This window comes from Micromonospora sp. NPDC048843 (assembly GCF_040649965.1).
Classification (GTDB): Bacteria; Actinomycetota; Actinomycetes; order Mycobacteriales; family Micromonosporaceae; genus Micromonospora; species Micromonospora hortensis.
In genome coordinates, this window is record NZ_JBEZGJ010000007.1 from 1 (window position 1) to 12,862 (window position 12,862).

The 12,862-nt window shown below is 71.1% G+C and carries 14 protein-coding genes; 6 read left to right on the top strand and 8 right to left on the bottom strand.

Going from position 1 to position 12,862, the window contains the following annotated elements:
- Window positions 1–766, top strand: a 766-nt coding sequence (locus AB0C20_RS03105) for a WecB/TagA/CpsF family glycosyltransferase (RefSeq protein ID WP_357567171.1), incomplete at its 5' end; no start/stop codon positions are given.
- A gap of 66 nt (window positions 767–832) precedes the next feature.
- Here AB0C20_RS03105 and AB0C20_RS03110 read toward each other — a convergent pair.
- Window positions 833–2,389 carry a S8 family serine peptidase gene (locus tag AB0C20_RS03110; RefSeq protein ID WP_357567173.1) on the bottom strand — a complete coding sequence of 519 codons (1,557 nt, stop codon included), beginning with the start codon at window positions 2,387–2,389 and terminating at the stop codon, window positions 833–835.
- Between the two features lie 216 nt (window positions 2,390–2,605).
- Here AB0C20_RS03110 and AB0C20_RS03115 point away from each other — a divergent pair, with 216 nt between their 5' ends.
- Window positions 2,606–3,205, top strand: coding sequence for a hypothetical protein (locus tag AB0C20_RS03115; RefSeq protein WP_357178844.1), 600 nt, complete (start codon window positions 2,606–2,608; stop codon window positions 3,203–3,205).
- On the opposite strand, the gene AB0C20_RS03120 is transcribed toward AB0C20_RS03115, so the two are convergent.
- The 3 genes from AB0C20_RS03120 to AB0C20_RS03130 all read right to left on the bottom strand — a co-directional run bounded on the left by AB0C20_RS03120 (window position 3,173) and on the right by AB0C20_RS03130 (window position 4,858).
- Window positions 3,173–3,571 carry a hypothetical protein gene (locus AB0C20_RS03120; protein WP_355004604.1) on the bottom strand — a complete coding sequence of 133 codons (399 nt, stop codon included), beginning with the start codon at window positions 3,569–3,571 and terminating at the stop codon, window positions 3,173–3,175. The two genes, AB0C20_RS03115 and AB0C20_RS03120, sit on opposite strands and share 33 nt — an antisense overlap.
- Window positions 3,572–3,785: 214 nt before the next feature.
- On the bottom strand, window positions 3,786–4,007 hold the full coding sequence (locus AB0C20_RS03125) for a DUF397 domain-containing protein (RefSeq protein WP_091396369.1): 222 nt from the start codon (window positions 4,005–4,007) through the stop codon (window positions 3,786–3,788).
- Complete coding sequence (locus tag AB0C20_RS03130) at window positions 3,977–4,858, bottom strand: helix-turn-helix transcriptional regulator (RefSeq protein ID WP_357178840.1); 882 nt, start codon at window positions 4,856–4,858, stop codon at window positions 3,977–3,979. Before AB0C20_RS03130 ends, AB0C20_RS03125 begins: the two co-directional genes overlap by 31 nt.
- Window positions 4,859–5,484: 626 nt before the next feature.
- Here AB0C20_RS03130 and AB0C20_RS03135 point away from each other — a divergent pair.
- Together AB0C20_RS03135 and AB0C20_RS03140 are read left to right on the top strand one after the other, a co-directional pair.
- Window positions 5,485–5,769: a hypothetical protein gene (locus tag AB0C20_RS03135; protein ID WP_091396374.1), complete on the top strand. Its 285-nt coding sequence runs from the start codon at window positions 5,485–5,487 to the stop codon at window positions 5,767–5,769.
- A gap of 104 nt (window positions 5,770–5,873) precedes the next feature.
- Entirely contained in the window at window positions 5,874–6,329 is a 456-nt protein-coding gene (locus tag AB0C20_RS03140; RefSeq protein WP_357178837.1) for a hypothetical protein, read from the top strand.
- 7 nt (window positions 6,330–6,336) lie between these two features.
- Here AB0C20_RS03140 and AB0C20_RS03145 read toward each other — a convergent pair whose 3' ends face one another.
- Together AB0C20_RS03145 and AB0C20_RS03150 are read right to left on the bottom strand one after the other, a co-directional pair.
- A complete protein-coding gene (locus AB0C20_RS03145) occupies window positions 6,337–7,173 on the bottom strand; it encodes a PASTA domain-containing protein (RefSeq protein ID WP_357567175.1) in 837 nt (278 codons plus the stop codon).
- 160 nt (window positions 7,174–7,333) lie between these two features.
- Entirely contained in the window at window positions 7,334–8,014 is a 681-nt protein-coding gene (locus AB0C20_RS03150) for a PASTA domain-containing protein (protein WP_357178832.1), read from the bottom strand.
- Between the two features lie 123 nt (window positions 8,015–8,137).
- Between AB0C20_RS03150 and AB0C20_RS03155 the strand changes: the two genes are divergently transcribed.
- Window positions 8,138–9,583: a hypothetical protein gene (locus AB0C20_RS03155; protein WP_357567177.1), complete on the top strand. Its 1,446-nt coding sequence runs from the start codon at window positions 8,138–8,140 to the stop codon at window positions 9,581–9,583.
- A gap of 141 nt (window positions 9,584–9,724) precedes the next feature.
- Here AB0C20_RS03155 and AB0C20_RS03160 read toward each other — a convergent pair whose 3' ends face one another.
- Window positions 9,725–11,203, bottom strand: coding sequence for a glutamate--cysteine ligase (locus AB0C20_RS03160; protein WP_357567179.1), 1,479 nt, complete (start codon window positions 11,201–11,203; stop codon window positions 9,725–9,727).
- 310 nt (window positions 11,204–11,513) lie between these two features.
- Window positions 11,514–12,095, bottom strand: a complete 582-nt coding sequence (locus AB0C20_RS03165; protein ID WP_357567181.1) for a YceI family protein — start codon at window positions 12,093–12,095, stop codon at window positions 11,514–11,516.
- A 99-nt stretch (window positions 12,096–12,194) separates the two neighbouring features.
- On the opposite strand from AB0C20_RS03165, the gene AB0C20_RS03170 reads away from it, so the two are divergent.
- Window positions 12,195–12,713: a MarR family transcriptional regulator gene (locus tag AB0C20_RS03170; protein WP_357178821.1), complete on the top strand. Its 519-nt coding sequence runs from the start codon at window positions 12,195–12,197 to the stop codon at window positions 12,711–12,713.
- Window positions 12,714–12,862 lie beyond the last annotated feature (149 nt).

The following is a 12,862-nucleotide window of genomic DNA, read 5'->3' on the forward strand; positions in this document are numbered from 1 at the left end:
CGACGCCACCGACTACGCCACGGCTACCGACGCGGTGGTGACAGCGGCACACGAACGGCGTCCCCTCGCGCTGACCGCGTTGGCGGTGCACGGTGTGATGACCGGGGTGCTCGACCCGGCGCACAACGCGCGGCTCAACTCCTTCGACGTGGTCACGCCGGACGGGCAGCCGGTGCGGTGGGCGCTCAACCTGCTGCACCACGCCGGGCTCGGCGACCGGGTGTACGGGCCGACCCTGACCCTGCACGTGCTGTCGCGCTTCGCCGACGAGGGGCTACCGGTCTACCTGTACGGCTCGACCGAGGAGACCCTCGCCCGGCTGATCCCGGCCCTGGAGCGGATGTTCCCGGCGCTGAAGATCGCCGGGGTGGAGCCGTCCAAGTTCCGTGCCGTCCAGCCCGGTGAGGACGCCGAGATCGCCGACCGGATCCGGTCCAGTGGCGCCCGGCTGGTGCTGGTCGGGCTCGGCTGCCCGCGCCAGGAGGTCTTCGCGTACGCCATGCGGCCGCTGCTCGACATGCCGCTGATGGCGGTCGGCGCGGCCTTCGACTACCACGCCGGCCTGCTGCGCCAGCCCCCGCCGTGGATGCAGCGCGCCGGTCTTGAGTGGTTCTGGCGCCTCGGGCTGGAGCCGAAGCGGCTCTGGCGCCGCTACGTCATCCTCAACCCGGCCTATCTGAGCCGGCTCGCCGCGCAGAAGATCGGCCTGTGGAAGGCCCGCCCGCCGGCCCCGGCCACCGAACGGCCGGCCACCTTCTCGGTCTGAGCCCGATCCGTACGACGCGAGGCCCCACCCGGCGTGCCGGGTGGGGCCTCGTTCGTCAGAGACCGGTCAGACGGTCAGGGTCCAGGTGTTGATGTAGCCGGTGTCGGCCGAGTAGGTGTCCCGCACCTGAAGTCGCCAGATGCCGTCGGCGGCCTCACCCGACACGTTGACCGTGTACGTGGCGTTCACGTTGTCGGCGCTGTCCGAGGTGCTGCTGTTCTTCAGCCGGTACGAGCTGCCGTCCGGGGCGAGCAGGTCGATGACCAGGTCACCGCGGTAGGTGTGCACGATGTTCACCGCCACCGTGGAGGCGGAGGAGGCGTTGCGACCGCAGCCGGAGATGGTAATCGAGCTGGTCACCGCCGAGCCGGCGTCCGGGATCGACACGTCGGTGCCGTTGGTGCCGGTGCAGCCGGTGGGCGGCGGCGGGGTGCTGCCGGTGCCCACGTAGAGCAGCAGGTTCGGCGAGCCCGAGCCAGGGTTGCTCACCACGTTCGGCGTGGCGTTGGCCACCAGTTGGTTGCGGACCTGAGCCGGGGTCCAGCTCGGGTTGGCGCTGGCCACCAGGGCCGCCGCTCCGACCACGTGCGGGGTGGCCATCGAGGTGCCGCTGATCGTGTTGGTGGCGGTGTTGCTGTTGTACCAGGCCGAGGTGATCGACGAGCCGGGCGCGAAGATGTCCAGGCAGGTGCCGACGTTGGAGAACGACGACCGGGCGTCCGAGCTGGTCGTCGAGCCCACCGTGATGGCTTCCGTGGTACGCGCCGGCGAGGTGTTGCAGGCGTTCGCGCCGTTGTCGTTGCCGGCCGCCAGACCGTACGTGACACCCGAGGCGATCGAGTTGCGGACGGCGTTGTCCAGCGAGCTGTTCGCGCCGCCGCCGAGGCTCATGTTCGCCACCGCCGGCTTGATCGCGTTCGCGGTGACCCAGTCGACGCCGCCGATCACACCAGCGTTGGTGCCACTGCCGGAGCAGTTCAGCACCCGTACGCCGACGAGCTGGACGCCCTTGGCCACCCCGTACGCGGATCCGCCGACAGTGCCGGCCACGTGCGTGCCGTGCCCGTTGCAGTCGTCGGCCGACCCGCCGTCCACGGCGTCGTAGCCGGAGGTGGCCCGGCCGCCGAAGTCGTTGTGGGAGAACCGGATGCCGGTGTCGATGATGTAGGCGTGCACGTTGCTCGCCGTGTTCGGGTAGGTGTAGGAGCTGTCCAACGGCAGGTTGCGCTGGTCGATCCGGTCGAGGCCCCAGGAGGGTGGGTTGGCCTGCGTGCCGGAGATCGACACGGTGTGGTTCTGCTCGACGTACGCCACCGCCGGGTCGGCCGCGATCCGCGCCGCCGCGCTCGCGTTCACAGTGACCTCGAAGCCGCGCAGCGCCGCGCCGTAGGTGCGGGCCACGGTGCCGCCGTGGCGGCCGGAGAGCCGCTTCGCGGTGTCGCCGACCCGGTCCCGGGCCACGGCACTGTCCTTGAGTACGACGATGTAGCTGTCCGGCACGGCGGTGGCTCCGCCGGCGGCCCGAACCACACCCACGGGTTCGGCGGCCAGGGCTGGGGTACCGACGGCCAGCACTGTCGCCGCGGCCACCCCGATCAGTACGGACCTTCGTGGAAGACCCATTTCCTACCTCCCTCTGACCGGCAGTGGAACGTGACCACCGGTCCCAACATCAATCGACACTTGCCGATCTAGCTGAGGGTAAGTCAGCCGTCGGGCAGTTGAACATGTCGAAACGGCCATACCTTCGAGTGATGACCCCCTACGGGCCCGGCGTCCGGGGCGAACGGGGGACGAGCCCGGATTCGCCTCGCCGGGAATCGGGAAAGACTCTCGAACATGGAGAGTCAGCTCACCATCCTGCTCCCGGTCGCCGCCGTCTGGCTGGCCGCCGGCATCGTTGCCGACGGCCTTCCCCGGCTGCGCAACACCCGCATGCTGCGTCGGCGTACCGGATGGTTGCTGGCGCTGGCCCTCACCGGCGTGGCGCTCACCGCGGCCGTGCTCGGCGGCGGGCTGCTCAGCGCCGGCACCGCGCCGGTCGACCGGGCCGCCGCCGGGCTCACAGTGGCCGCCGGCCCGGCGCTCGTGGCGACGGTCTGCTCGGTACGACGGATCCGCCGGCTCTGGGCCGGCGCGGGCGCGTTCGCCAGTGCCCCCGCCACCCCCGCGCCGCACGGGCTGCGCGCCGCCGCGGCCCACCCGCTCGTCGGGCTGCCACTACAGGTCACCGCCCTGGCCACGCTGCCGGCGTTGATCGCCGCCGCTGGCGCCGACCTCGGAGCCGACCCCGGCGTCACCGGGCCGGCGATCACAGTGGGCGCGCTCGCGGTGATCGCCATCGGGGTCCGGCACGCGCTGCGCCACAACCGCTTCGCGGAGCGGGCCCAACCCGCCGTCGCAGGGTCAACGCGGGCGGCTGGCGCTCTGCACGTATAGCAGCTCCAGGATCGACCTGGTGGCCTCGAACCAGCGGTCCAGCCAGTCCTGCGAGGGCACTGTGCCCTTCGGCGGCAACTCCATCAGCAGGCCACGCAGCAACGGGTGGTCCGCCAGGGACTCGGGCGGCTCCATCGGCCAGCCCGCCGGCGGGAACGACGGCTCGATCAGCGGGTTCGGGTCCAGTGAGGGCAGCGAGAGCGGGGGATCCGTCGTCTCGGAATCGCCCTCCCGCCCGCTCAACTCCTGGTCGGTCGAGACCACCTCGGTCAGAACCGTGTCCCGACGAGCGCCGCGGTACTTGCCACCGAACCGCTCCGGCTTTGCCGGACCGGTGGTGAGGTTGTCTGAACCGATCGTCGTCATCCGTCTCGCCTACTCGCTCGGTTGCGGGTCGGTGCGGCGGGTCGTCGACCAGCGCCGTACCGACCGGTTCAACGAGACGGGGACGCTCTGGCGACGGGAATCCCGACGGAACCTCTCCGACCCCCCGCTGCGACGCGACAGTCAGCCGCGCCTACCGCGGACGCGACAGAGTCCCCGACCGGCGAACCGGACGGGGACTCCGTTGACCAGTCGGTCAGACCGCGCCGAACACACCACCCCGGGTGCCGGCAACGAAGGAGTGCCAGTCACCCGGAGCGAAGACCAGGGCGGGGCCCGCCTTGTCCTTCGAGTCCCGCACTCCGACCGCCCCCGTCACGTACGCCACCTCCACGCAGTTGTCACAGTTCGGCCCACTCTTCGAGCTCTTGAACCATGCTGCCTGCGTCAGGTCCACGGGGAACCCTTTGGTCGCCATTTCCACAACGGCTCCTCTGCCAGTTTTGCGATGTGTGCGACGGACTCCTCCGGACGTATGGCCGCAGCGCGGATGTGATCGAAGATGAAGCTGTACTTCTGTAGTTCGTCGCTCTTCTCCAGGAAGAGCCCACCCGTGGCGTTCTCCGCGTACACAACATCCGGATCACCGGGCTCAGGGAAGCTGAGGATCGTGAACGTGCCGTCCATGCCGGCATGCGCACCCACCTCGAAGGGCAGGATCTGCAGCGTCACGTTCGGCAACTCGGCCACCTCGACCAACCGCTTGAGTTGACCGCGCATCACCTCGTCCCCGCCCACCGGCCGACTTACCACCGCCTCATCGAGCACCACCCACAGATCGACCGGATCGTCCTGGGTCAATAACGACTGACGGCCCAAACGGACACGCACTCTTTGATGCACCTGATCGGCGGTGAAGTCCGGCCGAGCGGCACGGATCATGGCACTGGCGTACTCCTCGGTCTCCAGAAGACCCGGAACGACCTGCTGTTCGTACGCCCGGATCGAACTGGCCGCCGCCTCCAGCCCGACGTAAGCGCCGACGAGCACCGTGCTGTAGGGGTGCCACCAGCCCTTCTGGCGGGCCTCCCGGGCGATCTGCACGAGCTCGTCGCTCTCGGCGCCGACGACGCCGTAGATCCGCAGCATGTCCCGCACGTCGCGTGGGGTGGCCGTCGTGTGCCCGGTCTCGATCCGGGAGACCTTCGACGCCGAGCACTCCAACTGTTCGGCGACCACCTCGATGGTGATTCCGGCGGACTCCCGCTGGCGACGCAGCTCGGCCCCGAGCCGCCGCCGTCTGATGGTGGGACTGCGCCGCTCACTCATCGCGCAACCCGTGAGCCACTGGTCCCCGCCGCTGGCTGCTCGACCCCACTCGGGCTACCTCCGGTAACGCGCCACTGGGTGACACCCGCCGGGGGCGCGACCGTCGACCGGCGAGCGTTCGCGACGAAGGGGGTGGTGCCGGTCCTCGGCCGGCCGCGACGGGCGAAACCGGTCCCCAGTCTGCCGCCCGGACGCGGATGGCTTCAATAGGCCTTTCGCGTGACACGCTCACGTATCGGCAAAAGTCGACGTGCAACTTGCATGAAGCACGTCCCTGATGCACTCTGTCCGTATGGCACGGATCACTCAGCGTCTCCGTTCGGTCCCTCGCAGTGGTGACCCCACCGCTTCGAGGAAGCCGGGCACGGCGCGGGCCCGGCCGACGACAACGCGACCTGCTCCGGGGTAAGGACCCCGCCGCTGCAAGCCGGCAAGCTGCGGCGGCGGGCGCGGTTCCCGGAAGCAACCGGGTGGTGGTCGGGTGGCGGCACGTCACCAGCGGGGTACGGCCCGACCACTGCCATCCGCACCACCGGTTCACGAGGCACGACCCCGTCACCGGCCGAGACGTCCCCCGTTCAGGCACCGCCGGCGCGACCGCCGGCCGATCCTCCCCAGGAGCCCATGTGCTTCCCCGCACCGGTGACGTACTGCACGTGACACGCGCGGCGAGTGTCCAGTTCCTCAGGCCGATCAAGTTCCGGGTGATCCGGGTGCTCGACTGGCCGACCTATGACGGCTGGCTCTGGCTCGACGGCTACGAGTTGAACGCCGCGGGCGACGCGGTCACCCGACGGTCGATCTTCGTCCAGCGGGAAGGGCTGCAGCAACTGCAGGCCGCCCCCGAACCCCGCCCCCACACCGTGCGGGCCCGCCGCCCGGTCGCGCGTACCCCGCTCCGGGTGGGCTGACCGACCCGAACCGCCGCCGGGGGGCGTGCCGTCGCCATAGAATCGGTACGCCCACCCCGGCACCGTTCCACCCGCTCGTCCAGGACCCTGACCCTGGGATGGTCATGGTCAATCAGCCCGCCCTGCGGCGGCACCACCGCTCTCGTATCGCCTATGCCTTCGGACTCCTCGCCCTCCTCGGGGCGATGGCGACAGTCCTGGTCCTCGTCCGTGACCCGGCGATGTCGTCCACCCGGCTGACCGCACCGGTGCCCGCACCAGAGATCACCGTGCTCGACTCCGACCCGCCGACGGGCGACGGCCATTCGGTCTACGAGGAACCCGGCTGGACCGACACCGGTTCCCCGGCCGACCACGCCGGTGGTGCCGACCCGACCGGGCCGGTGTCCGGCCTTGGTGCCGGCGGCCAGTCCGACGGCCGTCAGGAACTCACCGAAGCAGCTCCGGCCGGGCACAACGCCACTGACGTCCGCCGCTCCCTCTTCTGGTCCGGCATCTTCGGCCTCGCCATCTCACTGGCCGGCATCGGCCTCGTCAGCACCCGCCGCCGGATGTGGTGACCAGCGGTCACGGCGTGCTCGTCACAGTGGGGCTCGGCGTGGTCGGGCTCGCCCCGGTCGGCGTCCCGGCCTGCGAGATGATCAACAAGACCTCGTCGTCGGTCGACACCGACGTGCCCGCCTCCGGCTCGGTGCCCACCACCGTCCCCGGTGGCAGCTCCGACGGGCGGTACACCACCCGGTAGGCCAGGCCGAGCCGAGCCAACAGCCCTTCGGCGGTGGCCTGCGGCAGGCCTGCGAGCGGAGGCACCGGCAGCTCGTCCGGCGCGTCAGTGGTCGGCGAGCTGCTCGGCGACTCACTGGTGGGCGCCGCCGACGTGGAGGCTGCGCTGGTCGGCGGGGCGCTGGGGGCACTGGTCGGCGGAGGGGACGGGGTGGGCCCACGATCGTCCCGATCGTCATCCTGCTGGGCGAGCACCACCCAGAGCGCACCCCCGAGCAGGCCGGCGAGCAGCAGCGCCAGTACGCCCCAGAGGATCGGCGACCACCACCGCCGACCACCCTGCTCCTCGACGTACCACTCACCGCCGGCCTCGTCCGGTCGGGGCGAGCGCACCTCGGCCCGACCTGACCAGGCCGGCGGTATCGGCGCCGTCCGGTCGGCCGGCGGACCCGGCCGGGTGCCGGCGGACCTGTCGATCGGCATGGTCTGGTCGGGCGACAGGTCGGGACGAGCCGGAACAGTCCTGTCGATCGGTGCCGTCTCGTCCGGGTCGGTGGCCGTCGGTTGCGTCGGCTCCGGTCGGTCGGCGGCGGGCCCGGGCCGGTCAGCGGCGGGGGGCAGGGGGCGGGTCCGGTCATCGTCGTGCTCGCCGGCGGGCGGCTCCTGGCGGTCGTCGCTCATCGCACGTCCTTTCCCGAACCCGGACGGGCGTCATGGCCCTCGACCGCCAACCTAGTCGCCCACACCGCCATCGGTGGGGATCAGCGTGCCGAGCCGCGCCGGCTGTCGACGGGACAGGACGGCGTCAGGCGCCGGCAGGCTCGAGCCCGCCGGCCTGGAATCACTGCGTGGGTTTCGCGGTCGGCTGGCTGTCGGAGCCGCACCAGATGCTGACCTGGTCGTTCCACCGGGCCGGGCCGTCCTCGGCGGGCTCCTGCCGGCTGACCTTCCCGGTACGTCCGCTGAGGTAGCGCGGGTAGAGGCCCTCGTCGACCAACTCGTCGGCGGCGTCGGCGCAACTCTTGCCGACCACGTCCGGCACCTCGGCGGCCGGCGCCGGCCCGGCGACCTGTAGTTGCACTGTCGTTCCCCGGGCGACCTCGGTGCCCACGTCCGGTGTGGTGCTCTCGACCGTACGGCCGACGCCGCCACCGAAGACCAGCCGCCAACCCAGCCGCTGTTTGCGCAGCGTGTCCCGGGCCTGCTCGAAGTCGGTGCCGATCACCGGCGGCACGGTCAGGCCGGCCGCCTTGGTCGGGGTGGCGGAGGTCTGGACCGCAGACGGTGTCGGCCGGCCGCTGCTCGGTCGGGGTGCGGTGGCCCTGGTGGTCGACGCGCCAGCAGTGGTCGCAACGGCCAGCGGGTCACCAGAGGGTGCTTCGTCCTCGCCGGCCAGCAACCAGCCGCCGGTCGCACCCACTGCGGCGAGCAGCACCGCCGCCAACCCGCCACCGAGCACGACGCTGGCCCGGCCCGCACCGCCACCGGCGGCATTCTGCTGGCCCGTGTTCGTGTCCGTCATAACGCCCACCGCCTCATCACCGGCGACCGTACCGCCCGCCGCCCAATCCGCCCGCACCGGCGGTCCACACCGGCGGGTCTTTGCGACTCGCCGCGCCGACGACGGGACGTTACGCTGCCCGGCATGGCCAGACAGGGCTGGGGAGTGTCGATCGCGACGGCGATCGGGGTCGCTGCCGGCGCGGGTGCCGCACAACTGGGCTTCGGCTACGGGCTCGGCGTCATCACCTGGACGCCCACCGATGCCGGTGCGACCGACACAGCCTGGGCGGACGGCCTCGCCTGGGCCACCTGGCTCGCCGCCAGTTCGACGGTCCTCGGCGCGGTCTGCGCGCAGCGTCTGCACCAACGGAACGCCCCGGCGAAGACCGTGACCTCTCCGGAAACGTCGCCCGACGGCGCTGCCCGCCAGGAGGGCCCGCAGCTCGGCGATCGAAAGCCGGAGCACGAGGGCCCGGTCGACGGGCCTTCACCGGCCGTCGACACCGCCCGTCCGGAAGTGGCGGGCACGCCACCACCGGTGGCCGAGCCGCCGGTCCACGACCGAGGCGGCCTGCTGCGCCGGGTGGCCCTGGCGCTTGGCGCCGGGCTGGGCGGCCTGGTCACGGTGCTGTTGATCGCGGTGCCCGCGCGGGTCGCGACCGGCGCGGACACCGGCGCTCCGCAACGGACGGCCGCCCTACAGGCGACGCTGGGCATCCTGATCGGCGTCCTCGTCGCGATCTGGGCGCTTCGCTCCCGAGCCGCAGCGGTCAACGTGACCGCCACGGCCGCCTGGCTCTGGCTGCTCGCTGTGATCTCCGTGATCGACGGGGTACGCGTCGGACGGGGGTTGACCGGCGCGCAACTCGGTACCTGGCAGTTCGACCCGGACCACGCCCGGTACTGGATCGGGGGCCAGCTCTACTGGCCCGGCGCGCTGCTGGCACTGGTGCCCGCGCTACTGATCGGCGTACTGGCCGCCCGGCGATCCGCCCGCTCGGGCGGTCACCGCGTGGGTGCGGCGGCCTCCGGCGCGGCGGGCCCGGTGCTCGTCGCGCTCGGCTACCTGACCACCCTGCCGCACTGGTCGACGCTGGGCCCCGCGCAGTTGTCCACCCAGCTGATCGCCCCGTACGCGGTGATCGCCGGTATCGGCGGCTCGGTGCTGGCCGCCCGCCTCGGCGAGCGAAGCGAACGGAACCGCCCGGCCCAACTGAGCCGCTCGGCCGAGCCGAGTGCGGTGCCTCGGGACACGGTGGCCGACCCGGCCCCGGTCGCCGAGACCGAGCCCACCCCGCCGGTCTCCGGCTCGACCGCCACAACCTCAGCCTCGACCGCCACAACCTCAGCCTCCACGGCCGGAACCGCGGCGCGGCGCAGGAGGGCCGACGCCCCACCGCGGACGCCCCGGACGGACTCGCTGCCGGGCGACACCACCGCAGCACCGCAGGTTCCCGCCCCGCGTACGGACCCGGACCTCGCGGATCCGGCCGGTCGTCCCACCGAAGCAACAGCGGCAGAGGACCTGACCGCCACGAGCCGGCGCACCCGAGCAGCCCGCCGCGCCACCCGCCCCACCACCGACTAATACCGCCCCACACCACCCCACCCCAACCCCCACCCACCCGCCCGCCCTGTTGATCATGAAGTTATTGCCACCTCACCCGGCGTGTCATGGCAATAACTTCATGATCAACGCGTTCGGGGGGTGGGGTGGGGGTGGGGTGGATTAGGTGGTTGGCCAGGTGTGGACGGGTTCGTTGGTGCGCTGGAGATCGGCGTAGCGCTGGACCATGTGGTGTAGCGCGGCCGTCCGGTCCATGCCGTGGTGCCGCTCCGCCGCCCAGACCGCCTCGGTCTGCCAGACGGCGCCGTTGCGGCCGGTACGGCAGCGCTGCTCGATGATGTCGAGCAGCCGATCCCGCTGCGCCGGGGCGACGCCGAACCCGTCCAGACCGGTGGCGGCGGTGGGCAGCAGTTGGTCCAGGACGAGCTTGGTGACCGGCACGTCGCCGAGCCCGGGCCAGTGCAGCACGGCGTCGAGGCCACGTCGGGCGGCGGCGTGGAAGTTCTCCTCGGCGGAGCTGAAGGTGAGTTGACTCCAGATCGGACGGTCGGCCTCGGCCAGACCGCGCACCAGCCCGAAGTAGAAGGCCGCGTTGGCCAGCATGTCCACCACCGTCGGACCGGCCGGCAGCACCCGGTTCTCCACCCGCAGGTGGGGTCGACCGCCCATGATGTCGTAGACCGGACGGTTCCACCGGTAGACGGTGCCGTTGTGCAACCGCAACTCCCCGAGCTGTGGCACACCGCCGGCGTGCAGGACCTCCACCGGGTCCTCGTCCTCGCAGATCGGCAGCAGCGGCGGGAAGTACCTGACGTTCTCCTCGAACAGGTCGAAGATCGAGGTGATCCACCGTTCGCCGAACCACACCCGCGGCCGTACGCCCTGGGCCTTCAGCTCGTCCGGGCGGGTGTCGGTGGCCTGCTGGAACAGGGCGATCCGCGTTTCGGCCCACAGCTGGCGGCCGTACAGGAAGGGGCTGTTCGCCCCGACTGCCACCTGCACCCCGGCGATGGCCTGGGACGCGTTCCAGTAGTCGGCGAAGCTGTCCGGGGCGACCTGGAGGTGGAACTGGAGGCTCGTGCAGGCGGCCTCGGGGGCGATCGAGTCGGTGTGCGTGCGTAACTGCTCAACGCCGCGAATGTCCAGCTCGATGTCCTCGCCCCGGGCGCCGACGATCTGGTCGTTGAGCACCCGGTAACGCTCGTTGGTGGAGAGGTTGTCCTCGACCAGGTGCCCCTCAGTGAGGGTGGGCAGGATGCCGACCAGGACGATCTTCGCGTCGGACCTGGCGGCACGCTCGTCGGCCCGGGATAGGCTGCCGCGCAGGTCGTGCTCGTAGTCGGCGAAGCCGGTGCCCTCGATCAGTCGGGGCTCGGCGTTGAGTTCAAGGTTGAACTGCCCCAACTCGGTCTGGAAGAGAGGGTCCGCGATGTCGGCGAGGATCTCCTCGTTGCGCATCGCCGGCTCGGCGGCCGAGTCGACCAGGTTGAGTTCGATCTCCAGGCCGGTCATCGGCCGGTCGGCGTCGAAGCCGAAGTCGTCAAGCATCAGGGCGAAGACGTCCAGGCACCGCCGCACCTTCTGCCGATATCGGACGCGATCATCCCGGGTGAAGGCGCCCTCTGAGACGTCCCTGCCCATGTGTCCTCCCGACGGCCGGCGCGGTCGGGATCATGCCGTCCCGGAAGCGCTTTGTGAAGCATCCACGGTAAGAGCGCCCACCTGACCGGGGCCAGAGGCCGACGGCGTTGATCCGACGGCGACCGGAGCGGACGCGCTCGTGGCGCCATCTGTACCCCGTCGTCGACTGGCTGGACCCGATTGCGGTGCGAACAACCCGTGACAATTACCACCAGTGGGAACGACGCAGGGCCCGCGCCGACGTGCGGCGCGGGCCCTGCGTGTCGGATCGCCGGGCGGGTTCCCCCTGCCCTCCGGCGATTCCGGGGGATCAGGCCTGGCGAACGGCCTCGCCCTCGATCTCGATCTTGATCTTGCGGCTGACCAGCACGCCCCCGGTCTCCAGGGCGACGTTCCAGGTCAGGCCGAACTCCTCGCGGTCGATCTCGGTGCTCGCGGAGAAGCCGAAGATGTCCTGGCCGAACGGGCTGCGGCCGACACCCTCGAACTCCACCTTTAGCTCGACCGGGCGGGTGACGTCCTTGATGGTCAGCTCACCGGTGAGCACGAACTCGCTGCCGCTGCGGGACTTGACCCCGGTGCTGCGGAACTCGAGCGTCGGGAACTTCTCGGCGTCCAGGAACTCGGGGCTGCGCAGGTGGGCGTCCCGGTCGGCCTGGGTGGTGTCGACGCTGGCGGCCTGAATGGTGGCGACGACCGACGACTGCAGCGGGTCCTCGGCGACGGTGATGGTGGCGGTCGCCTCGTTGAACTCACCGCGAACCTTGCTCACCATCATGTGCCGGGCAACGAAGCCGACCCGCTTGTGCGCCACGTCGAGCGCGTAGGTGCCGGCCGCCGGGATGGTGAGGCCGTCCCAGTCGCGGGTAACCGCATCGATGCTGCTGGTCATGCTGCTGTCCTCCAGGAGATTGTTTAGTAGCCCAACGACTGCTTGAGCAACTATAACTGCAACAACATTCCCCGTGTCAAGCACTGGTATGATGAACGGGTGACCAACGTCTTCGACGATCCCCGGATCACCGCCGTCGGCCTGCTCTTCGAGGCACACGCCGGGCTGTCAGCCCGGTTCAACGCCCAACTCGAGGAGCACGGCCTTTCCGCGGTCGAGTTCGAGGTCATCACCCGACTGGCCCGCTCGCCGGGCAACCAACTACGCATGACCGACCTCGCCGCACAGACCTCCCTCTCGACCAGCGGAGTGACAAGGGTGGTCGACCGGATGGAGCGCGACGGGTTGCTCACCCGCCGGGCCTGCCCGAACGACCGACGCAGCTCGTACGCGGTGGTCACCGCCACCGGGATGCAACGCCTGAACGAGACGCTGCCCGGGCATCTTCAGATGATCGAACAGTGGTTCACCGGGCAACTCGACCCCGAGGCGCTGGCAGCCCTGCTCGACGGGTTGCGTCGGGTCCGCGACGCCGCGCATCCGTGCGCCACCGCCGGCAGTGACGACGTCGGCCCGGAGCAGGTCGCCGCCACCGACAGCGCCACCCGACGGCACTGACCACCACCCGCCGTCGGGCGGCGGCAGCGGCAGAAAGACCGGCAGAACTGACCCGGCCAAGCTGGAGGATTCGGTCCAAGCCGACTTTCTGCCAGCGCGCCGGTGGCACGCTTCCTGCACCGGGGATCACCGGGGGGTGACGGCGCGGG

Excerpts from the sequence above, each read along its gene's own strand:
- AB0C20_RS03140 (WP_357178837.1), top strand. The coding sequence starts at position 5,874 with ATGGTCAATCAGCCCGCCCTGCGGCGGCACCACCGCTCTCGTATCGCC.
- AB0C20_RS03115 (WP_357178844.1), top strand. The coding sequence starts at position 2,606 with ATGGAGAGTCAGCTCACCATCCTGCTCCCGGTCGCCGCCGTCTGGCTG.
- AB0C20_RS03150 (WP_357178832.1), bottom strand. The coding sequence starts at position 8,014 with ATGACGGACACGAACACGGGCCAGCAGAATGCCGCCGGTGGCGGTGCG.
- AB0C20_RS03160 (WP_357567179.1), bottom strand. The coding sequence starts at position 11,203 with ATGGGCAGGGACGTCTCAGAGGGCGCCTTCACCCGGGATGATCGCGTC.
- AB0C20_RS03165 (WP_357567181.1), bottom strand. The coding sequence starts at position 12,095 with ATGACCAGCAGCATCGATGCGGTTACCCGCGACTGGGACGGCCTCACC.
- AB0C20_RS03130 (WP_357178840.1), bottom strand. The coding sequence starts at position 4,858 with ATGAGTGAGCGGCGCAGTCCCACCATCAGACGGCGGCGGCTCGGGGCC.
- AB0C20_RS03145 (WP_357567175.1), bottom strand. The coding sequence starts at position 7,173 with ATGAGCGACGACCGCCAGGAGCCGCCCGCCGGCGAGCACGACGATGAC.
- AB0C20_RS03125 (WP_091396369.1), bottom strand. The coding sequence starts at position 4,007 with ATGGCGACCAAAGGGTTCCCCGTGGACCTGACGCAGGCAGCATGGTTC.
- AB0C20_RS03110 (WP_357567173.1), bottom strand. The coding sequence starts at position 2,389 with ATGGGTCTTCCACGAAGGTCCGTACTGATCGGGGTGGCCGCGGCGACA.
- AB0C20_RS03120 (WP_355004604.1), bottom strand. The coding sequence starts at position 3,571 with ATGACGACGATCGGTTCAGACAACCTCACCACCGGTCCGGCAAAGCCG.
- AB0C20_RS03155 (WP_357567177.1), top strand. The coding sequence starts at position 8,138 with ATGGCCAGACAGGGCTGGGGAGTGTCGATCGCGACGGCGATCGGGGTC.